Origin of the sequence: Blastomonas sp. CCH1-A6 (assembly GCF_001556365.1) — a bacterium.
GTDB lineage: Bacteria > Pseudomonadota > Alphaproteobacteria > Sphingomonadales > Sphingomonadaceae > Blastomonas > Blastomonas ursincola.
In genome coordinates, this window is sequence record NZ_LSIS01000416.1 from 1 (window position 1) to 20,294 (window position 20,294).

20 protein-coding genes are annotated in these 20,294 nt (G+C 64.9%); 4 read left to right on the forward strand and 16 right to left on the reverse strand.

Going from position 1 to position 20,294, the window contains the following annotated elements; translation table 11 throughout:
- From AX735_RS18795 to AX735_RS18805, 3 genes are all read right to left on the reverse strand, one after another.
- A partial coding sequence (locus AX735_RS18795) for a M16 family metallopeptidase (RefSeq protein WP_202189622.1) occupies nucleotides 1-786 on the reverse strand: 786 nt, incomplete at its 3' end.
- A 131-nt stretch (nucleotides 787-917) separates the two neighbouring features.
- Nucleotides 918-3,062 carry an acylase gene (locus AX735_RS18800; RefSeq protein WP_066283350.1) on the reverse strand — a complete coding sequence of 715 codons (2,145 nt, stop codon included), beginning with the start codon at nucleotides 3,060-3,062 and terminating at the stop codon, nucleotides 918-920.
- Nucleotides 3,063-3,132: 70 nt separating this feature from the next.
- On the reverse strand, nucleotides 3,133-4,212 hold the full coding sequence (locus tag AX735_RS18805; protein ID WP_066283353.1) for an aromatic ring-hydroxylating oxygenase subunit alpha: 1,080 nt from the start codon (nucleotides 4,210-4,212) through the stop codon (nucleotides 3,133-3,135).
- 112 nt (nucleotides 4,213-4,324) lie between these two features.
- Here AX735_RS18805 and AX735_RS18810 point away from each other — a divergent pair, with 112 nt between their 5' ends.
- Nucleotides 4,325-5,014: a GntR family transcriptional regulator gene (locus AX735_RS18810; RefSeq protein WP_066283355.1), complete on the forward strand. Its 690-nt coding sequence runs from the start codon at nucleotides 4,325-4,327 to the stop codon at nucleotides 5,012-5,014.
- 202 nt (nucleotides 5,015-5,216) lie between these two features.
- Here the strand turns inward: AX735_RS18810 and AX735_RS18815 are convergent, their stop codons facing one another.
- Nucleotides 5,217-6,302, reverse strand: coding sequence for a phytanoyl-CoA dioxygenase family protein (locus AX735_RS18815; protein WP_066283358.1), 1,086 nt, complete (start codon nucleotides 6,300-6,302; stop codon nucleotides 5,217-5,219).
- A 228-nt stretch (nucleotides 6,303-6,530) separates the two neighbouring features.
- On the opposite strand from AX735_RS18815, the gene AX735_RS18820 reads away from it, so the two are divergent.
- Together AX735_RS18820 and AX735_RS18825 are read left to right on the forward strand one after the other, a co-directional pair.
- Nucleotides 6,531-7,670, forward strand: coding sequence for a serine hydrolase domain-containing protein (locus AX735_RS18820; RefSeq protein ID WP_066283400.1), 1,140 nt, complete (start codon nucleotides 6,531-6,533; stop codon nucleotides 7,668-7,670).
- Nucleotides 7,671-7,799: 129 nt separating this feature from the next.
- A complete protein-coding gene (locus AX735_RS18825) occupies nucleotides 7,800-8,027 on the forward strand; it encodes a helix-turn-helix transcriptional regulator (RefSeq protein WP_066283362.1) in 228 nt (75 codons plus the stop codon).
- Between the two features lie 64 nt (nucleotides 8,028-8,091).
- Here the strand turns inward: AX735_RS18825 and AX735_RS18830 are convergent, their stop codons facing one another.
- The 12 genes from AX735_RS18830 to AX735_RS18885 all read right to left on the reverse strand — a co-directional run bounded on the left by AX735_RS18830 (nucleotide 8,092) and on the right by AX735_RS18885 (nucleotide 17,783).
- Entirely contained in the window at nucleotides 8,092-8,808 is a 717-nt protein-coding gene (locus AX735_RS18830) for an alpha/beta fold hydrolase (RefSeq protein ID WP_066283368.1), read from the reverse strand.
- A 4-nt stretch (nucleotides 8,809-8,812) separates the two neighbouring features.
- Entirely contained in the window at nucleotides 8,813-9,304 is a 492-nt protein-coding gene (locus AX735_RS18835; protein ID WP_066283371.1) for a cupin domain-containing protein, read from the reverse strand.
- Nucleotides 9,301-10,260 carry a fumarylacetoacetate hydrolase family protein gene (locus AX735_RS18840; protein ID WP_066283373.1) on the reverse strand — a complete coding sequence of 320 codons (960 nt, stop codon included), beginning with the start codon at nucleotides 10,258-10,260 and terminating at the stop codon, nucleotides 9,301-9,303. The genes AX735_RS18835 and AX735_RS18840 overlap by 4 nt, the downstream gene beginning before the upstream one ends.
- Nucleotides 10,261-10,279: 19 nt before the next feature.
- A complete protein-coding gene (locus AX735_RS18845; RefSeq protein WP_066283378.1) occupies nucleotides 10,280-11,203 on the reverse strand; it encodes an NAD-dependent epimerase/dehydratase family protein in 924 nt (307 codons plus the stop codon).
- Nucleotides 11,193-11,960 (reverse strand): SDR family NAD(P)-dependent oxidoreductase, encoded by a 768-nt coding sequence (locus tag AX735_RS18850; RefSeq protein WP_066283381.1) that lies wholly within the window; start codon nucleotides 11,958-11,960, stop codon nucleotides 11,193-11,195. The genes AX735_RS18845 and AX735_RS18850 overlap by 11 nt, the downstream gene beginning before the upstream one ends.
- A gap of 3 nt (nucleotides 11,961-11,963) precedes the next feature.
- Nucleotides 11,964-12,743 (reverse strand): cyclase family protein, encoded by a 780-nt coding sequence (locus AX735_RS18855; RefSeq protein WP_066283383.1) that lies wholly within the window; start codon nucleotides 12,741-12,743, stop codon nucleotides 11,964-11,966.
- 2 nt (nucleotides 12,744-12,745) lie between these two features.
- Nucleotides 12,746-13,138, reverse strand: a complete 393-nt coding sequence (locus AX735_RS18860) for a hypothetical protein (RefSeq protein WP_231750174.1) — start codon at nucleotides 13,136-13,138, stop codon at nucleotides 12,746-12,748.
- A gap of 53 nt (nucleotides 13,139-13,191) precedes the next feature.
- On the reverse strand, nucleotides 13,192-13,512 hold the full coding sequence (locus AX735_RS18865; protein ID WP_066283389.1) for a DUF2218 domain-containing protein: 321 nt from the start codon (nucleotides 13,510-13,512) through the stop codon (nucleotides 13,192-13,194).
- Nucleotides 13,509-14,681, reverse strand: coding sequence for an alpha/beta hydrolase family protein (locus AX735_RS18870; RefSeq protein ID WP_066283391.1), 1,173 nt, complete (start codon nucleotides 14,679-14,681; stop codon nucleotides 13,509-13,511). The genes AX735_RS18865 and AX735_RS18870 overlap by 4 nt, the downstream gene beginning before the upstream one ends.
- 5 nt (nucleotides 14,682-14,686) lie before the next feature.
- Nucleotides 14,687-15,589, reverse strand: a complete 903-nt coding sequence (locus AX735_RS18875; RefSeq protein ID WP_066283396.1) for a VOC family protein — start codon at nucleotides 15,587-15,589, stop codon at nucleotides 14,687-14,689.
- Between the two features lie 38 nt (nucleotides 15,590-15,627).
- A complete protein-coding gene (locus tag AX735_RS18880) occupies nucleotides 15,628-16,746 on the reverse strand; it encodes an FAD-dependent oxidoreductase (protein WP_066283402.1) in 1,119 nt (372 codons plus the stop codon).
- Nucleotides 16,747-16,877: 131 nt separating this feature from the next.
- Nucleotides 16,878-17,783: a LysR family transcriptional regulator gene (locus AX735_RS18885; protein WP_066283398.1), complete on the reverse strand. Its 906-nt coding sequence runs from the start codon at nucleotides 17,781-17,783 to the stop codon at nucleotides 16,878-16,880.
- Between the two features lie 133 nt (nucleotides 17,784-17,916).
- Here AX735_RS18885 and AX735_RS18890 point away from each other — a divergent pair, with 133 nt between their 5' ends.
- On the forward strand, nucleotides 17,917-20,229 hold the full coding sequence (locus AX735_RS18890; protein ID WP_231750175.1) for a TonB-dependent receptor: 2,313 nt from the start codon (nucleotides 17,917-17,919) through the stop codon (nucleotides 20,227-20,229).
- Nucleotides 20,230-20,294 lie beyond the last annotated feature (65 nt).

Sequence of the window (20,294 nt, forward strand, 5' to 3'; positions counted from 1 at the left end):
CGGGTTCAGCTTGGCAACTTCGGGGCCCTTGGCGATGTCGCCGAAATATTTCTCCACCAGCGGCTTGGCTTCGGAGACGTTGATGTCGCCGGCAAGCACCAGGATCGCGTTGTTCGGGCCGTAATGGTCGGTGAACCACTTCTTCATGTCGTCGAGCGAGGCGGCCTGCAGGTCCTCCATCGATCCGATGGTCGAGTGGCCATAGGGATGCTCAGGGGGCGTGAGCATCTCGATCTGCTTGTATTCGACCAGGCCGTAAGGCTGGTTGTCGCCCTGGCGCTTCTCGTTCTGCACCACGCCGATCTGGTTGGTCAGCTTTTCCTGGGTGATGCCGTTGAGCAGATGGCCCATGCGGTCGCTTTCCAGGAACAGCGCACCTTCCAGCCCGGCCTTGGGCACGGTCTGGAAATAATTGGTGCGATCGAACCAGGTGGTGCCGTTGAAATCGGTGGCGCCGAGTTTCTTCAGATATTCGAAATAGTCGCCCTGCGCGTTTTCCGATCCGTTGAACATGATGTGCTCGAACAGATGCGCATAGCCGGTCTTGCCCTTGGGCTCGTGCTTGGAGCCGACATCATACCAGATCGACACCGCAACGATCGGGGCCTTGCGGTCCTCGTGCACGATGACGGTCAGGCCATTGGCGAGCGTGAACTGCTGATAGGGGATGTTCACCGTCTTGACGAGATCGGCGACGGGGGCTGCCTGCTGCGCCTGGGCGGGGGAAAGCGCCACGGCGAGCGCCAGTGAGGATACGGCGATCAGCGAGCGGATGGGCTTGAGCATGGATATGGAGCCTCTCTTGGGAGCAAGTTTGTCTGTTCTGTCGGGTGTCACCGGCTGATGCAGGAGCGCCGGTGCCGCCTTCGGGTTGCTGATCGAAACCATAAGCCTTGGCGAACCGGTTTCAAGCGCAATCACGGGCGATAGCGCCGCTTGGCATGCGGCATCAGGGCTTGCCGGGTGAAATAGACGGGCTTCGTCTGGTGTTCGACGAACAGCTTGGCCTGGTCGGCATAATGCGGGCTGTCGGGCCGGGTTGTCGCCGCGCCGAAGGGCTGGATCGAGCGCGAGCTGACATTCCCGTCCTTGTCCCATTCGACGAACTGGATGAAACTGTCGCCATGGCGCACGGCAAAGCGGCCGTCCTTCTCGTCAACATCCCAGAGCGTGGCGGCGCGCAGCGTGTCCGATCCGCCGTCCATCGGCAGATCGACCTTGCCCTGGCGCAGCCGCAGCACGGTGCCGAGCTTGGGGTCGAGCGTCTTGAAATGCTTTTCCAGATGGTCGATCGCCGCAACGAGTTCTTCACGCGGATCGGGCAGGGCCAGGCGGCGATAGCTCTGTCGCATCGCCGGACGCATCAGCATCAGCGCCAGGGCATCGCCCTTGCCCTTGCCGTCCATCTGCCAGTCCCAGGCGCGCAGCAGCGCCTGCGCTTGCGGAATGCGCTTGTCGCCATCGGGCTTGACCGCCAGCACCGCGTTGATCCAGCCGGTGGCATAATCCGACTTGTCATAGCCGACATCATATTTGATCCGCGCCAGCGTCGCCGCATCGATCTGCCCCGCCGCCTCGAACAGCTTGATCGCCTGGCGTGCGCGGTTGGTCATGTCGTCCTCGATGCCCATCAGGGCCGAGAAGCTGGCGCGATCGAGCTCGTCGCCCGGCCCTGCCGCGACGAACGGCGTGTTGTTGGCGTTCATGATGTACCCGGAGGCCGGATTGACCAGCAACGGCACCCGGTCCCAGGGCAGGTGCGTCTTCCAGATGAGGTCGCTGCGGTCGCCCGGCAGCACGCCGCGCCAGTTCGCCCCCGGCTTGCGCGCAGGGAAAAGCGCGTTGTACGCCATGGCAATATTGCCCTTGGCATCGGCATAGATGAAATTGGTCGCGGGCACGCCCTGGATCGCCATCGCCTTCTGCCATTCGGCAAAATCGCGCGCCTTGTTGATGCGGAAATATTGCTCGAGCATCTTCAACTCGTCGATCCCGGCATAGCGGATCGCGAACGCGCCCTTGTCGTTCAGGATCACCGGTCCGTGCACCGAGCGATAGACGGTCTGCGGCACGGGCAGCGTGAACGGCCCCATCTTGACCTTCAGCCAGACGCGCTGCGATTCGAGGTCGCGCCATTTGCCGTCGAGCCGGTACTGCGTCCGGTCGTCGTTCAGCTCGAGCCTGTAGACATCGATCAGGTCGGGCCGGTTGACCGTGTTGGTCCAGCCCAGATACTTGTTATGGCCCAGAAACGGATAGGGCGATCCGGGGAAGGTCGCGCCGGCAAAGTCCCAACCCTCTTCCGAATGCACCACCAGCTCGTACCAGGCGACGCCGCCGCGCCAGGGCTGGTGCGAGTTCGAGATCAGCCGCGTGACATTGTCGGTCGACCGCGCCGGGGCGACGGCAAAGGCGTTCGATCCGTTCATGTCGGGCTCGGGTCCGATCGGGGTGACGCGCGCGACTTCCTTGCCGGAGAGCTTCGGCCCGCCCTCGATCGGCAGGTCCTTGCCCTCGACCAGCGCGCCGAGCACCGAATCGAGCCCGAAGAAGAAGGGCGAGCGCAGCACGAAGCCGGCGGCGATGTCACGACCTTCGAGCGGGAACAGGCCGGACAGGCGCACCTCTTCGGGGTGCTTGTCGGCATAATGGTTGAGGCCCGCGGCATAGGCATCGAGCAGCGCGCGGATGTCGGCGGGCAGCGTATCGTACTTGCGATCGACGGTGCCGCGAATGTCGAGCAGATGCGCGGCGAAATCGACCTTGGCGCCGTCCTGACCGGTCATCGCGCCGGTGCGCGCGCGGGTCATCGCGGCGACTTCCTGGATGGTCGAGAAATCGTCCTCGCTATGCGCATAGGCGACGCCATAGGCGACATCGGCATCGGTCTTGCCGAAGATATGCGGCACGCCGAAATCGTCGCGGACGATCTCGACGTCATATTTGCGCGACGCCGGGGCCTTGCCCGATTCGGCGACCAGCGGTTCCCACACCGCAAGGGCGATGGCGGTTACGACGACTAGGACGAGAAGGCTGAGCGCCAGACGTTTGAAGACACGCATGGCGCGCACCTTATCAACCAATCAGCGCACGTCTACTGACAATGATGTAGATAGTGCGCGGGTTACCGCCTCAACCCGACTCCGCCGCAATCGCTTGCTCTATCAGGCGGCGCGAGCGGACGCCGCCCGCGTCGATATTGAGCAGCAGCAGGCGGCGGTCGGGATAGAGGTCGAGATTTTTCTGCTGGCGCTCGAGCATCTCCATGTCCTCGGCGAAGATCTTGCCCTGGCCGTCGCGGATGGTGGTGGTCAGCTCAGCATCGTCGACCGCGAAGCGGCGGGCCATGCCCCAGAAATACCAGTGCGAGCCTTCGGTCTCGGGCGTCATGAAATCGACCACCACCGAATAGGCCTTGCGCTCGAGCGGGGCCTCGTAGCCGCCTTCGCCGACCGGGGCGACGCCGACCTCGATCTCGACGCTGCTCGGCAGGTGGAAATGGCAGAGCTGCCAGCGATCGACCGGGCCGCTATCGGGCAGGCCCGCGCCGCGCAGTGCCATCGCCCAGAACGGCGGCGGGTCGATCGCGTCCATGAAGCGGCTGGTCACCACCTCGTCGCCGACCAGCCGGGTCTTGACCGGGGCCTCGTCGATCTCCTTCTGCCCGATGCTGGTCGAATGGACATAGGTCTCGTGCGTCAGGTCCATCAGGTTATCGATCATCAGCCGGTAATCGCACTGGATGTGGTACAGGCCGCCGCCATAGGCCCAGCCTTCGTCCTCGGCCCATTCGAGGTGCCTGAGCTTGGCGGGATCGGCCGCATCGGCATCGCCCGGCCAGACCCAGATGAAGCCATAGCGCTCGATCACCGGAAAGGTGCGGATCGGGGGGAAACCGCCGACGCGCTGGCCGGGCATGCCCTCGGTCTTGCCATGGCAGCCCATTGCCAGGCCATGATAGCCGCAGACCAGCGCGCCATCGCGGACGAAACCGAGAGAAAGCGGCGCGCCGCGATGCGGGCAGAAATCCTCGAGCGCCGCGACCTTGCCTTCGCGCCCGCGAAAGAACACCATCGGCTCGCCGCAGATCTTGCGGCCGAGCGGCTTGCCTTCGATCTCGTCGGGCGTGCAGGCGACATACCAGGCGTTGCGCGGCCACGGCGCGGCGGTGTGCGCGGCGCTGCGCTCTTCCAGATCGGGGGCGGTGGCCATCGGTGCCTCTCCTGAGATAAATCGTTATTGGATCCAATAATGCAGTTTGAGGAGCGTTGCAAGGCGGATGCGGGGGCTTGTCGGTGCGGGCGCACAGGCTAAACAGGGCGGCATGACTGCCCCGATGAAGCCCGGCCAGCGCGTGCTCTTTGCCCTGCGCAAGATGATCGTTTCCGGCGAGATTCCCGACGGCGCGCGCATCGCCGAAATCGCGACGGCCGAGCGTTTCGGCGTCTCGCGCATGCCGGTTCGCACCGCGCTGCGCACGCTGGAGCAGGAAGGGCTGGTGGCGAAGCTCGGGCGGCGCGGTTATGCGGCGCGCGGGGTGACGCCTGCCCAGATCGACGATGCGATCGAGGTGCGCGGCGTGCTCGAAGGACTGGCGGTGCGGCTGATCGCATCACGCCCGATCACGCCCGGCTTTGCGCGCCGGCTCAAGGCGGTGCTGGCCGAGGGCGATGCGCTGTTCGCGGGCGACAGCTTTGCCCCCGAGGATATCGACCGCTTCTACAGCTACAATCTGGCGTTTCACGACCTGCTGCTCGACGCGAGCGGCAACCGCGCGATCGGGGTGGCCTTGTCGCGCAACAACCACCTGCCGCTGGCGTCCGCCGCCGCGCTGGCGCTCGACTGGGACGATCTCGCCAATGCACACACGAACCTCAAGGCCGCGCACGAGGAGCATCTCGCAGTCGCCGACGCGATCCTCTCGGGCCGCGCCGACGAGGCCGAACAGCGTATGCGCCAGCACGCGCGGGCCGCGCTCAACCCCGGGCTGATGCCGTTGGTGGGGACGGTTTGAGGGGGTGGCAGCGTTGATGCGCGCACACGAAGCTCCCCTCCCTGGAAGGGAGGGGAACGCGTAAAAATCGGACGCTCGTTTCTCCCCCGACCTCGTAGCCCGTCATTCCCGCGAACGCGGGATTCCCGCTCCTGTCCTGACGATGACGATTGAAGCGGGACCCCCGCGTTCGCGGGGGTGACGACCATTCGGGCGCTGAAGATCAACTCGCGATTCGAAAGTCGCCCTCGCGCTGCTCCTGCGCGCCGACGCGCCGGTCGAGCAGGTCGCCGAAGCTCAGTGGCTGAGCGATCAGGCTGGGGTGCGGCGAATAGCCGTCGTGCCAGCGCTTGGCCGAAATCGCCTCGCGCGCGATGCTCATGCTGAACAGCCGCCGCGGCTCGGCCGAGCGGTTGTCGGGGCCTGCGTGCAGCATGTCGCTCTGGTAGAGGATCACCGTGCCCTTGCGCGGCGCGGTGGAGACAAGCCGGAACTCGCGGTCGCGTTCGGCGCGCTGGCGGACCAGCTTCAGCAAGCGGCGAGGTCCGAGCATGCGCAGGCTGAACTGCGAATTCTTGCCGAGCACGAACCGCAGCAGATTGGGCTGGTGCTCGTCCCAGATGCGCGAGAACACTCGGTCGCCAAACTCGCCCGGCGCGAGCGGCGCGTCTTTGTCGCGGCGCATGGCCCACAGCTTGGCCAGATTGTGCTTCAGGATGCGCCAGTTGCACCCGATGCGGAATAGCTCCATCCGCTCCAGCGCCGCGTCGCTGTGCTTCGGCGCGGCACCATCGAACAGCTGCGTGCCGGGGACGAAAACCGTCCCGCCCTGCTGCTCGGACACGTCCTCCACCGCCGCGAACAGGCTGATCACGCCGCTGGGGTCGCGATGGATATACTGGTGCGAGGAGCCGCGATAGCTGGTCAGCGTGGTGACCTCGAGCAGCGGATGCGCACGGTCGCAATAATGTGCGAGCACCGCTTCGAGCCGCTGGGCGAGGGTCGCGACGAAGTCGGTCACCGGCGGTGTTGCGGGCAGCGAGCAGAAATCGCGGCGCACGTAGCGATTGTCGGTCTCGCTGGCAAAGGCGCAGCGCTGGCGGTTCGGATCGTCGATCGTCTGGCGGATCAGCGCGAGCCCGGTATCGGCTTCCTTATCGGACAGCAGGCCGGTGAAGATTACCAGCCCATGCGCCTCCATCCGCGCTAGCGCTGCGGCGGCGCAGGCCGCCGTGAGCCTGCCCTGCGCGTCGAGTTCCGCAGGCAGCTCGAAGGCGGATGTATCGTTGGAGGTCTCCAGATTCTTCATGTCCAACTGTCCTGCATTATCTCGACATCGCCGGTTCAACTGCCGCGTCTTTGCGGTCCTGCGCGGCTGTATTGCCGAGCCATTGCTTGTCTTTTCTCTTGCCGCAGAAATTTCTACACTGGGTTAACCAGAGCAAGCCGACATTCCGCTGTTCGAGCAAATGGCGAGCACGCGCCACGGATTTGCCAGCAGTCAGAGGATCGCTTTTTGAAGCAGATCATGCAATTGATGGCGATAGCGTGCAGCCTTGTTGCGGCTGCCAGTATTGCAATCGGTGCCATGGCCCAGGACATTTTGCCAGCATTGGATCAGGCCGCACGCGAGGCAATGGCGCAAACGGGGGCCAAAGGCCTCGCCATTGCCGTGATCGATAACGGTCAAGTGAGCGCCGTTCGCGCTTACGGAGTGCGCAATGCCAGGGGCGAACCGCTAGCGCCGGACACCGTGATGTACGGAGCCTCGCTTACCAAGGCCGTGTTCGGCTATCTGGTGATCCAGCTCGCAGCAGAAGGCCGGATCGATCTGGACCGACCGATTGCGGAATTGTTGCCTGATCCCCTGCCTAGCTACGGAAATGTCGATGCCTATGGCCATTGGGGCGATCTGGTATCGGATGAACGCTGGCGCTCGATCACCCCGCGCATGGCGCTGAACCACTCCACCGGCTTTGCCAATTTCGCCTTTCTCGAACCGGACGGTCGCTTGCGCATCCATTTCGATCCCGGCACTCGTTATGCCTATTCGGGCGAGGGGATCATGCTCCTGCAGTTCGGCCTGGAGCGGGGGCTGGGGATCGACGTCGAGCAGGAGCTGCAGCGCCGCTTTTTCGGCCCGTTGGGTATGACCCGCACAAGCCTGAAATGGCAGGCAGCATTTGCCGACAATCTTGCCGATGGCTGGGATGCTGACGGTAAGATCGAGCCGCATGACGAACGCAGCCGTGTCCGTGCGGCGGGTTCGATGGACACGACCATTGCCGACATGGCGCGGATGGCGGCCTATATGGTGCGCGGCGATGGCCTGCCTCCAGAAAGGCAGGCAATCTATCCGGAGGCAACGCTACCGATCACCACCCGCCAGCAGTTCCCTACCCTGCTGCCCGACGCATCCGAAAGCGATCGCCCGCAGGCCAGGGCCGGGTTGGGCGTGATCGGCTTTACGGGGCCTCAGGGGCCGGGCTGGTACAAGGGCGGGCATAACGACACGACCGCCAACACTCTGGTCTGCCTGCAGACGAGCCGTCGGTGCGTGCTGATCCTCTCGAACGATGTCCGCGCCGAAAGGGCCTTTCCAAAGCTGGTGCGCAGCGTGCTGGGAGAAACAGGCGTGCCCTATCGCTGGGAATATCCTGACCTGCCGGACGAATGATCGCCGGAGGCTCCGAGAGTTTTGCAACCGCGCCTTTGCCGGCATCATCCATTCCAAACGTACCGCGTTAATTCCCCACACACTTCCGCTGCGCATCGAAAATCGCAGTCGTGGATCAGATGGGATCCGATGCCCGTTGGCGGTCATGGAAAGCAATTCAACGCGTTGCGCGACTATCGCAAGGCACGCGGCCTCAGCCAGCTCGAACTGGCGGATGCGGTCGAGGTGACTCGGCAATCGATCATCGCGATGGAGGCGGAGAAATATGATCCGTCGCTTCCGATGGCCTATCGCCTGGCTGCGTTTTTCGACGTGCCGGTCGAGCAATTGTTCTTCAATTCGTGGAAAGCGAGCTAGGGCGCGCGGACCGAGACCGTCAGAGGCTGAAAACGTGTCTCGTTGACGCGAGCGCTAACTCCCATCACCCCCCAACGGGCCGCGCCATCCATTCCAGCAGCGCGGCATTCACCGCATCGGGCGCTTCCATCGGGGCCATATGGCCCGCGCCATTGAATACCACCATCTTCGCGCCTGCCATCGCCTCGGCAATGGGAACGTGCTGCTCGGGCGGGCTCCACTGGTCGAGTTCGCCGACGCCGACCAACGCCGGGCAGGTGATCTGCGATAGCAGCGGCGCGGCGTCGGGACGATTGATCAGCGCGGTGATCTGCTGGCGGTGGATCGCGGGCGTCATCCGCTCGACCATCGCATAGAGCGTCGTGCGCAGCGCCGGGTCGGTATCGAGCAGGCCGGGGCGCACCATCGGCGGCAACCACGCATCGGCAAGCGCGGTCATGCCTTGCCCTGCGCTGATATCGAGCATCGCCTGGCGCTTGGGCAGTTCCTCTGGCGGCGCAGGGTGCACGCCGGTGTCGAGCAGGCCGATCCGCGCGACGCGATCCGATGCCAGGCGGAAGACCTCGAGCGTCACGCGCCCGCCCATCGAATGGCCGATGATCGAGAAGCGCTCGGGCGCGCCGTCCAGGACGTGCGCGGCCATGCCCTGCAGCGAATCGTACCGGGTGAGGTCGGGAACGATGACCTCGTACAGCGGCGACAAGGCGGCGATCTGGTCCGTCCAGACATCGGCATCACACAGCAGGCCGGGGACAAGGATGACGGTTTCGCGCGTGGTCATAACCTCAGCCCATTATATCGGGCAGGGGCTTTCCGTCCACGATCCTGGGCGCCGCCTCGATCAGCACGAAGACGATGCGGCAATTCTCGCTCGCCGACGGGTTGCGCCAGAGATGGATGGTGCCGCGCTGGACGATGATGTCGCCCGCGCGCGCGGTCGTCACCGCACCGTCGTCCAGCTCCAGCTCGACCGCGCCCGACAGCACGATGCCATAGTCGATGCTGCTCGACCTGTGGAAGGGCGAGACCCCGCCGGGCAGCATGTCGACGATGCGGATCACCGACCCCTGGTGCAGCGTCAGCCCGGCATCGCGGCTGCGCCCGTCGGTATCGTCGTTATTGTCCGCAGGCACGCAGGCTGTCGTCCAGATCAGGCTGAACGCGGCATCGCCCGAGGGGATCGGGCTCACCGGCAGCAGGTCGTCAGCGGTGAACACCGCGCGCCCGGCCGCGTCATGGCCGGTCACGATGCGGCGGACGGGGGGAGAGCCGGTCATCCCTTCACCACTTTCTGATCGATCGCGCCGAACAGCAGCCCGCCGTCGCGCAGTCGCGCTTCCATGCGGACGGTGTCGCCGAAATGCATGAAGCCGGTGCGCGGCTTGCCTTCGTCGAGCATCTCGATGCCCCGCCGTTCGGCGATGCAGGACGAACCGATCTCGCGGAAATTGCTGTTCGATACCGTACCCGATCCGATGATCGTGCCCGCGCAGAGCGAGCGCGTGCTGGCGGCATGCGCGACGAGTTCGTGAAAGCCGAATTCCATCGCGCCGCCTTCGGCATTGCCGAAACGTTCCCCGTTCCAGTCGACGGCAAGCGGCAGGTGGACGCGACCCTCGCGCCAGGCATCGCCCAGCACCTCGGGCGTGACGGCAAAGGGCGCGACCGAACAGGCGGGCTTGGCGTGGATCCATCCGAAGCCGGTCTTCATCTCCACCGGCGCCAATGCTCGCAGCGACCAGTCGTTGATCTGCACCAGCAGCTTGATATGGCCGAGCGCCTGTTCGGGCGTGATGCCCATCGGCACGAAATCGGTGATGACTCCGAATTCGCCCTCGAAATCTATGCCATCCTCCTCGCGCGGAAGCGGCACATCGGCGGTGGCGCTGAGGAACTGGTGCGACAGGCCCTGGTACATCAGCGGGCGGCCCGGCGGCGGCGGCTCGGTGCCGAACAGCGTCTCCATCAGCTCGCCATGGCTGCGATAGGCCGAGCCGTCGAGCCATTGCCAGGCGCGGGGCAGGGGCGCAGCGAAGGCGAGGCCATCGGTGCTGTCGCCTTCGCCCGCATCGAGCCGCGCAGCGAGTGCGCGAAGCGCCGGTTCGGACGTTTCCCAGCTTTCGATCGCGGCCTGAAGCGTCGCGATCGCGGCGGGCAGATGGCGGCTGCCATCGGCGCTGACGACGACCAGCGCGCCATCGGGCGTGCCGTTCTCGATGGTGGCGAGTTTCATATTGGCGTCCTTTCGTGGATTACAGATCGGCGAGCGCATGGGCGACCAGATTGGCCAGGGTGCCATCGTGTGTCAGGCCCAGCGCGTCGGCGGCGGGGGTGAAGAGCGGCGGTTGCGCGCCGAATGCGGCTTCGATCGCCGGATCGGGCGCATAAGCGGCGAGCGCGGCATCGGCCCCGGTCTGGCGCGCCACCTCGGCGACCAATTCGCCCATGCGGATGCGCAGCGCGGGTAGGTTCAGCCGAGCCGTCGCGGGGTCCTCGGCCAAATCGAGCGCGGTGACGAGCTGCGCCACCAGCGCGCGCCGCGAGAGCAGCCAGCAGGTGGCCTCGGGCGATACGGGCAGGGTGATCGGCTCGCCGGCCTTGAGCGCATGGAACAGGTTGCTCAGGAACGCCGATTTCATCCCCGAAGGTGCGAGCGGGCGCGTAATGATGCCGGGCAGGCGCAGCGAAAGGCCGCGCACCGCACCGCGCCGGGTGAGCGTGGCGATCCACTCCTCGAGCATCGCCTTGTGCGCTCCATAGCGGAGCATAGGGCGCGCCGGGGTCAGGTCATCGACATGCGGCGGCAACGGGTCGCCGAACACCGCGATGCTGCTGGCGAAGAGCAGGCGCGGGGTGTTGCCATGCGCGGTGGCGGCGTCGATCAGCGCCATCGGAGCAGCCACATTGATCCGCGCGGCGAGCGCCGGATCGGCTTCCGCCGCGCCGCCGGGGATGGTGGCGAGATGGATGATCGCCGCGAGCGGTTCGGCCGTGAGCGCGGCGACCAGCGCGGGGTCGTCGATCTCGCCCGGCAGCGCGGTCACGCTCGGCAGATCGGCGAAATCCAGCCCGGTGCGGTCGGTCGCGATGACCGGACGCGTGCCCGCCAGCGCGCGCACCAGTGCCTGGCCGACAAAGCCGCCCGCACCGGTGATCAGGATGCGCTCAGCTGCCATCAGTGATCGAGGTGCCGCCATCGACGGCGATCTGCTGGCCGGTAATGAAACGCCCGGCATCCGAGGCGAGGAACAGCGCGGTTGCGGCAATATCCTCGACCTCGCCGACACGGCGCAGCGGGGTCATCTGCCGCCGCCGCTCCATGAATTCGGCATTGGCGATCAGGGGTTCGGACAGCGGCGTGCGGATCAGCCCGGGCGCGATCGCGTTGACGCGCACGCCCTTGGGCCCCCATTGCACCGCGAGGTTGCGCGCGAGCTGCGCGACGCCGGCCTTGGCGAGCGCATAGGCGTTGATGCTGCCATTGCCGCGCAGCGCCGACAGGCTCGACATCAGGATGACGCTGCCTGTGCCGCCCCCGGCCATATGCGGCAGCGCCAGGCCGGTCAGCGCGACCATCGAGCGCAGGTTGATCGCCATCACCCGGTCGAAATCGTCGAGCGACCAGCTGCCTGCCTCGCCGGTGATCCCGGCATTGCACACGAGGATGTCGATGCCGCCAAAGGACGAGCGCGTGCCATCGACCAAGGCGGACAGCGCATCGCTGTCGGTCACGTCGCAGGCAATGCCGCGCACGCGATAGCCCTGGCCCGCCAGCACGGTCTCCGTCTCGGCGACATCGCGCGCATCCTCGCTCGACACGACCACATTCGCGCCCGCCTCGGCGAACAGCTGCGCGATGCCGAGGCCGATGCCGCGCGTCGATCCGGTGACGATGGCCGAGCGGCCCGCAAGATCGAACGCGCTGCCTTGCATTGGTCAGTCTTCGATGATCGCCACCGCGCGCGTCCAACCGGCAGAGGCACCGCGGATCTTGTGCGGGAAGCAGCTCACCGTGAAGCCGTGCGAGGGCAGCGCCTCAAGGTTGTGCAGCTTTTCGAGGTGGCAATAGCCGATGTCGCGTCCGGCCTTGTGGCCCTCCCAGATCAGCGAGGTGTCGCCGGTCTCCGCGACCTTCTTGGCGGTATGGCTGAACGGCGCGTCCCAGCTCCAGGCATCGGTGCCGGTGACGCGGATGCCGCGTTCGAGCAGGTACATCGTTGCCTCATAGCCCATGCCGCAGCCGATATTGACATATTCGGGATTGCCGACCGCGCCGCCGGCTGCGGTGTTGACCAGCACGATCTCGAACGGCTGCAGCTCATGGCCGATGCGCTTCAGTTCGGCCTCGACATCGGCGGCGGTGGCGACATAGCCGTCCGGGAAATGCCGGAAATCGAGCTTCACGCCGGGGTTGAAGCACCATTCGAGCGGCACCTCGTCGATGGTGATCGCCCGCTTTCCGCCATCCATCGTCGGGTGGAAATGCCAGGGCGCGTCGAGATGCGTGCCGTTATGCGTGGTCAGCGTGACCCATTCGGCCGCAGCAAAGCCCGCGCCGTCGGGGGTTTGTTCCTGCGTCACGCCGGGGAAGAAATGGCCCAGTTCGGCCACGGTATCGGCATGCTGCTGATAGGTGATCTTGGGCCGCATGAACGGAGGATCGGTGATGACGTCGTTTTCCAGATAGATCGACAGATCGACGAAGGTGCGGGCCATGATTATCCTCTCGGCAATATTGCGCGTAATGCGATGGGCGTGATGATCAGGCCCAGAAGCCCACCATAGACGATTTTCAGGGCGAGAGCGCTGCCCCATGGCAAGGTCGCGATACCGCCCAGCCAGAGCGAGCCTGTGACCGCTGCCGCCAGCGCCAGCGATGCGATAGCCAGCAGGACCGCCCGCGCCACGATGGCTTTGGCAACGGGAGGTGCGCCTGCCAGGGTGCCCGAGACAATTTTCGCGCGTGTCTGCAGGGCTGGCATCAACGCGGCCATGAAGCCCGCTGCGAGGGTCTGCGGGATGAAATCCAGCGCCAGATTGTCCGGCGCGAACACCGCGATCAGGGGCTTCTTCCCGAAGACGAGAAAGAAGAAAGCCGCGCTGATCGCCATCGAGATGACGACCGAAATCAGCGTGCTTGTCCTGATATGCGCGGCGGTGAGCGTCATCCATCGACCCAGTTATAGGCCAGCGGCACTTCGCGAAAGGCGAAGCGGTCGATATGGCGTTCGAGCGCGCCCTTCAGCCCGTCGCGCTGGCCCTCGGCGCTGGCGTTGATCGTGCAGACGAGCGTGCCTTCTTCGGCATCGAGCGTGACCAAGGCGTCGGCGGGCCAGTCCGCCCCGCGCGCATCCTTCGCGAAGGTGATCTCCCCGTGCGTCTTGTCGAAGCTCACAGGCAGATTGTGCTCCCAGTGCTTGCAGACCTGTTGCAGATATTTGCTGGCACTGGCCGTCGGGATGCGGGCGGTGGCGACGAAGCTCATGAAACGGCCTTTCCGGTAACGTCGCCGCCCAGCGTGTCGGCAAACCAGTCGGCGATATAGTCGCAGCCATAGGACATGTTGTCAGCCCCCACATGCTCGACCCCCCCTTCGCGCGGCGTGAAGATCTTGAGTTCGCGCTGCGGGCTGTTGGTCAGCTGCTCGTAGCTCTGGTGCGCATAGTCGACGCTGATCTGGCGATCCTGCGCGCCATGGGTGACCAGGAAAGGCACCTTGATCCGCTCCATCACGCCATCAAGCGTCATGTCCTTCGACTTCTCGTGGAAATCGTCCATGTCCTTCGCGCCGAACACCCAGAGCACGTGTGCCCAGTAATGCGGGACCGGGTTCTCGCCTTCTCGGCGCAGGCGCTTCTGCTGCACTTCGGCCCAGTTGTGGTTCGCACCCCAGACCGCGCCGCTGGCAAAGCGCGGCTCGAACGCGACCGCGCGCGGTGCGAAATGACCACCGAGCGAGATGCCGGTCATGCCGATGCGCTTGGGGTCGACATCGGGCTGCTTTTCCAGCCAGTCGACCGCGGGTGTGGCCCATTTTTCCGAATGCGGCGTCGCGGGCAGGTTGCTGATGCGCAGCGCCTCGCCGGTGCCCGGCTGATCGACGCACAGGGTAGAAATGCCGCGCGCGGCAAGCGCCTGGGGCAGGTTCGACCAGTAGAGCAGCTCCTTCGAGCTATCGAGACCGTTGCAGTACACTACCACAGGCTTGGGGCCATCGCCCGGCGCGCGGACATAGAGCGCAGGGTATTCGCTGCCCTCATAGGGGATCATCACGCGCTCGACCGGGTGGTTGCCCAGCTTCATCGCCCTGGCGAAGGTGTCCTGCGCCAGCGCGAAGGTCGCGACGCGCGCGGGGTTGCCATGGCCCTGCATGCGTTCCCCGACCAGCAGGTAGAGCGCGGCGCGCTCCAGCTTCTTGGAGGCGGAGAGGGTACGGCCGCGCGCCTCGTCCTCGGCGGCAAGCTCGATCAGCTTCTCGCCCATCGCCACCCATTGCTGCAGGAACTCGCCGGTGCCGGCATCCTCGCCATTGGCCGCCGCATCGCGGATCGGCTTGCACATGTCGATGATCTCGCCGATCTTGCCGCCGCTTTCGAGCGCGATCGAGACCGACAGGTTCCAGACATAATTGGGGAAATATTCGAACAGGGCCATGGGGATCAGACTCCGGCAGGCTGGAAAAGGCCTGCGTCGGGCGCAGGATGCGGCATGGTCTGCGGTCCGCCGACGCCGATGCCCCACTGGTCCATGACCATCGGGGCAGGGGTATGCACCTTGGCTTCCCAGGTGGCGTCGTCGACTTCCTCGAGATCGGCAGTATATTCGACCGCAAAGCCTGCGGGCGTGGTAAAATAGCTGAAGGTGTTGTTGCCTGCGGTATGACGGCCGGGGCCCCAGCGGATATCGGTGCCCTGCTGCTTCAGACGGTGGATGCCGCGCATCATGTCGTCGACGCCCAGCATGTCATAGGCGACATGGTTGAGGCAGGCGGGGCCAGGCAGCAGCGCGATGCGGTGGTGCCACTGGTTGCAGCGCAGGAAGCACATGAAATCGCCCAGCCAGTCGCTGACCTTGAAGCCCAGCACGTCGGTGAAGAAGCGGACCATTTCCTTGTGGTCGGGCGAGTGCAACACGATATGGCTGATCTTCTGCGGAATGCCTTCCCAGCGGGTCAGTTCGCGCGCGGTACCGCGCGCGACGTCGCTCGAGATCTCGAACGGCAGGCCGTCCTTGCTGAAGAAGCGGAAGCCATAGCCGCCGCCCAGCGTGTCGAGCTCCTTGGGCGCGAACACGATCTGGCAGCCATAATCGGCGACCTTGGCGTGCAGCGCATCGACATCGGCGCGGCTGTCTGCGGCGAGGGTGATGATGTCGATCCGCTGCGTGTCGGATGCGCGCAGACGCACGACATAGAGCTCGTCATTGCCCTCAGCGGCAAAGTGCAGCATCCCGTCCTTCTCGCCTGCTTCCTTGAGGCCCCAGACGTCGCGATAGAAGGCGGCCTCGGCGGCCAGATCGGTCACGGCATAGCCGACATGGCGAATTTCGCTGACACGTGCCATAATTCTAACTCCTTGATTTGACTGAAAAGGGGCGAGCGTCAGATCGGCTCTGCCACCTTCATGAACATTTCCTGCGTGGCCTTGGCATTGTCCACGAGCGGCCCCTTGCCGATCTGGCCGAAGCAGATCGCGCGCGAGGATTCGACGATATAGCGGCAGCGCTCGAAGCGGCGGTCGCGATAGGCAGTAAGCGCTGCATCGAGAGTGTCGGCCTTGACCAGCTCGTCCGCCAGCACCAGTGCGTCCTCGATCGCCATGCCGGCGCCCTGGCCGAGATGCGGCGTGGTGGCATGCACCGCATCGCCGAGCAGCACGACCCGGCCCTTGTGCCAGGCGCCTTCCAGGAACATCCATTCGAGCGGCTTGTAGACCACCTCGTCATCCTCGGTGATCTGGCCGACCAGCGCCTGGATGGCAGGCGAAGGCACGCCGGCGATCTTGGAGCGCATCGTGCTCGCCAGATCTTCCTTGGCGTACCAGGGATTGCCCGGCTCGGGCGTGGTGACATACATGTACATCAGCTCGTCCGAGAGCGGGACGAGGCCGATGCCGGTCTGGCCTTCATAGGCCTGCAGGCCGATGACATCGGGGGTCCGCTTGAAATTGTAGCGCCACACCGACTGGCCGGTGAATTCGGGCTTGGGCGCATCGGGGAAGATCATCCCGCGCGTCTGCGAATAGAGCCCGTCCGCCCCTACCACCAGATCGAAGATGCCGCTCGACCCGTCGCTGAAGGTGACCGCAACACCCTCGCCATCGTCGACCAGCGTGCTGATGGTGATGCCCAGCCGGATGTCCGCGCCCGCTTCCTTGGCGCGGTCGCCCAGCACCTTGTGCAGCGCCCGCCTGCCGATGCCGACATTGCCCGGATAGCCTTCGACCAGGCGCGGCGTCGGGATGTCCGCAACGCACACGCCGGTCGGGATATAGACCTGGACGCGATCGAAACCGAAACCTGCGTTGATATAATCGTCGATCAGGCCCAGCTCGGTCATCGCGCGGACGACATTGCCCTGCTGGATGATGCCGACGCCATAGACTGACCAGTCGGGATCGCGCTCGATCACCTCAACTTCAAAACCCTTGCGGCACAATGCGATGGCGGAGGTCAGTCCGCCGATCCCGCCGCCCACGATCAAGATTCGCATGTCCTTCATGCCGATATGCCTCTCCCCGCCCGGCATTGCGTCGCCGGGCCTGTTCATCCCGGCCTAGATAAGGGGAGAGCTATAAATCTGTAAATCTTATTGTATTTATGCCTAGGTATCAGTTCTGCAAATGGATTGTGTCAATCGAGCTTGCTGTCGCGGCGCAGCTCCCCGCGCAGCCAGGCCAGCCCTTCATCGGCGCTGCGGGCATGGTTGAACTGCATCATCTCGCGCATCGCCGGAAACTCGAAGGGAATGGGTGCGATCGCCAGCGGAAACATCCGTGCCATCACGCGCGCCAGCCGTTCGTGCATCAAAGCGAGCCGATTGGTCTCGATGATCAGCCAGGGCACGACCGTGAACGACGAGGCGGTCATCTCCATCCGGCGGAAATGCCCCAGCTTTTCCATGATGCTGTCGGCAAATGCGCTGGTACGCTGGTTGCCCATCTGGATGCCGACATGGCCTGCGCGCAGCACATCCTCCAGCGTCACCTCGCCGGCAAAGACGGGATTGTTCTTCCATCCGACAATCACATGGCGCTCCTCGAACAGCAGTTCGGCGGGCTGGCCGGGGTTGATGAACTCCTCGGGCGTGATCAGCAGGTCGAATGCTCCCTGCGCGATCAGATCCGCGCTGCCGTCAGAGGGCAGCACCGCTTCCAGCCTTATGCCCGGTGCGACATGCGCCAGGCGACGCGACAGCGGCGCGATGACCGCAGCGGTGATATAGTCCGACGCGATCAGCCGGAACACGCGTTGCGACGTGGCAGGGTCGAAACTGGTCGAGGTGGTGATCAGCGCATCGATGCGGCGCAGCGTGTCCTGCACCATCGGCACCAACGACTCGGCATAGGGGGTGGGGAACATGCGCTTGCCCTGCAGCACCAGCAGATCGTCGCCGAAATAGTCGCGCAGCCGCCCCAGTGCCGCGCTCATCGCGGGCTGGCTGAGATTGAGCTGCTCGGCGGCGCGCGAGACGCTGCGCGTGTCCATCAGCACGCTGAAGGCGACGAGCAGATTGAGATCGAGACCCTTGAAGCGCATGCGGTTAACCTATCAGTGTGATTGCTGGATTATCATTAAAACAAAAGATTTCACCTATGGCTAGCATTTCTCGTAAACATCTCCCCGATACAGCGGGTGCCCGTGCAGGCATCGCGCGCTTTTGGGGAGATTGATGATGAAGGCATTTCTGCTGGCCACCACCGTGCTCGCGGCTCTGAGCGTTCCCGCCACCGCCATCGCACAGGATGCCACCGCTTCCGAGCAAGCCGAAGCCACCGAAGACCAGGGTCTGGGCGAGATCGTCGTGACTGCGCAACGCCGCGAGGAAAGCCTGCAGCGCGCCGCCGTCGCCGTGACGGCCGTGGGCGGCGAGGATCTAGTCAATGCCGGGATCACCGAAACCGCCAATCTCGGCCGTCTGGTCCCCTCGCTGGTCGTCCAGCCGACCGGCGGGACCACCAGCTTCTTTCTGCGCGGCGTTGGCACCAATTCGCAGAACTCGTTCGCTGAAAACGCGGTCGCGTTCAACTTCAACGGCATCTATGTCGGCCGCCCGACCGCGCCGGCAGGCGTGTTCTACGATCTCGAGCGTGTCGAGGTGGTCAAGGGTCCGCAGGGCACGCTCTATGGGCGCAACGCCACCGGCGGCGCGATCAACGTCATTCCGAAAAAGCCCGTGCTGGGCACGTTCGGCGGCGAGGGATTCTTCGAATATGGCAATTACGACAGCAAGAAGTCGGTCGTCGCGCTGAACATTCCGATCGGCGACACGGTCGCGCTGCGCCTCGCGGGCCAGGTGGTCGATCGCGATGGCTATATCTCGGACGGCTATGACGATGACAAGGGCGAGGCCTTCCGCGCGTCGCTGCTGATCGAACCGTCGGATCGCTGGTCGATGCTGCTGGTCGCGGATTACTACAATCAGGGCGGCAAGGGCGCGGGCGCGGTGCTGCTGCCCGAGGCTCGCTACACGGTCCCCGCGCTGGAAGACCGCGTGAGCATCTCCGATCCGCGGGCACGGGCCGCCATCCGCCAGCTCGCATCGGGCATCTTCGCGCCACCGTTCTGCGGAGGCCCGGGCAATTTCGTCAACAGCGGCTGCGTCGCGCTGCCCGGCACCGACGGGTTCCTGGACAACGAGTTCATCGGCGTGAGCGCCACGATCACCGGCGATATGGGCTTCGGCACGCTGACCTTCATTCCGGCCTATCGCCGATCGGATGTGAACGTTCTGACCTATCTGCCGGGCTTTGCCGGAACGATCCGCGACGTTGCCGAGCAGAGCTCGCTCGAGGTCCGGCTCGCGTCTAACGAGGACCAGCGGCTGCGCTATGTCGTCGGCCTGTTCTATTTCGGCGAAAACCAGGAAACCGAGAATTTCTTCCGCCAGGGCAATATCTCGACCACGCGCTTCACCCCGCGTCTGAGCACCGAAAGCGTTGCCGCTTTCGGCCAGCTGACCTTCGACATCACCGATACGCTGCGTCTCGTCGCCGGTGGCCGTTATACGAAGGAAGACAAGAAGCAGCTGACCTCGGTCGCCTCGGGCGGTCTGCCCGGCCCGATCAATCCGCCGCTCAGCGCGCCGTTCACCGGCGACCTGTCGTTCGAGAAATTCACCTGGAAGGCGGGTCTCGAATGGGATGCCGGTCCGCAGTCGCTGGTCTATGCAAACGCTGCGACCGGCTTCAAGTCGGGCGGCTTCTTCGTCGCCCAGCCGCCGAACAACACCTTCGCGCCCGAAAACCTCACCGCGTTCACGGTGGGTGCCAAGAACCGCTTCTTCGACAACAAGCTGCAGCTGAACATCGAGGCCTTCTACTGGGACTACAAGGACCAGCAGATCACCTTTGTCGGCGGCGTGCGGACCGCTGGCGGCATCTTTGCGCAGGGTTCGACCACGGTGAACGCGGGCAAGTCGCGCATCTATGGTGCCGAGCTGGAGGCCCGGTTCGCGCCGAGCCGCAACGACCTGTTCAGCCTCAACGTGCAGTATCTTAACGGCAAATATGACCGCCTGACCACGGCGAACTTCTCACCCACCGGAGCGCCGGTGACCACGGGATGCACCACGCTGGGCAGCCGTCTTGCCAATCCGGGCGTCAACACCGCGCGCTTCTTCGACATCGACTGTTCGGGCCGCCCGACGGTCAACTCGCCGAAATGGGCGCTGAACCTGGGCTATGAGCGCACGTTCGAGCTGACCGGCGACCTCAATCTCATCCTCGGCGCGCGCGGCAATATCGAGAGCAGCCGCTTCATGAACTCGAATTTCCGTCCGGAAGAACGCCAGGGCAGCTTCGCGATGGCCGATGCCTATGCGACGCTGGAAGATCGCGGCGGCTGGAATATCACCGCGTTCATCAACAACATCACCGACGAGGAAGTGCTGGCGCGTGCGGGCACCCGCCCGATCCTCGACTTCCCGGTGGCGACGCTGCGTCCGCCGCGGACCTATGGCGTGCGCGTCGGGTTCAATTTCTGATGCGGGGCTGGACAGCCGCACCGGTGCTGGCGGTTCTTCTGGCCGCAGCACCGGTGCGGCTGTCC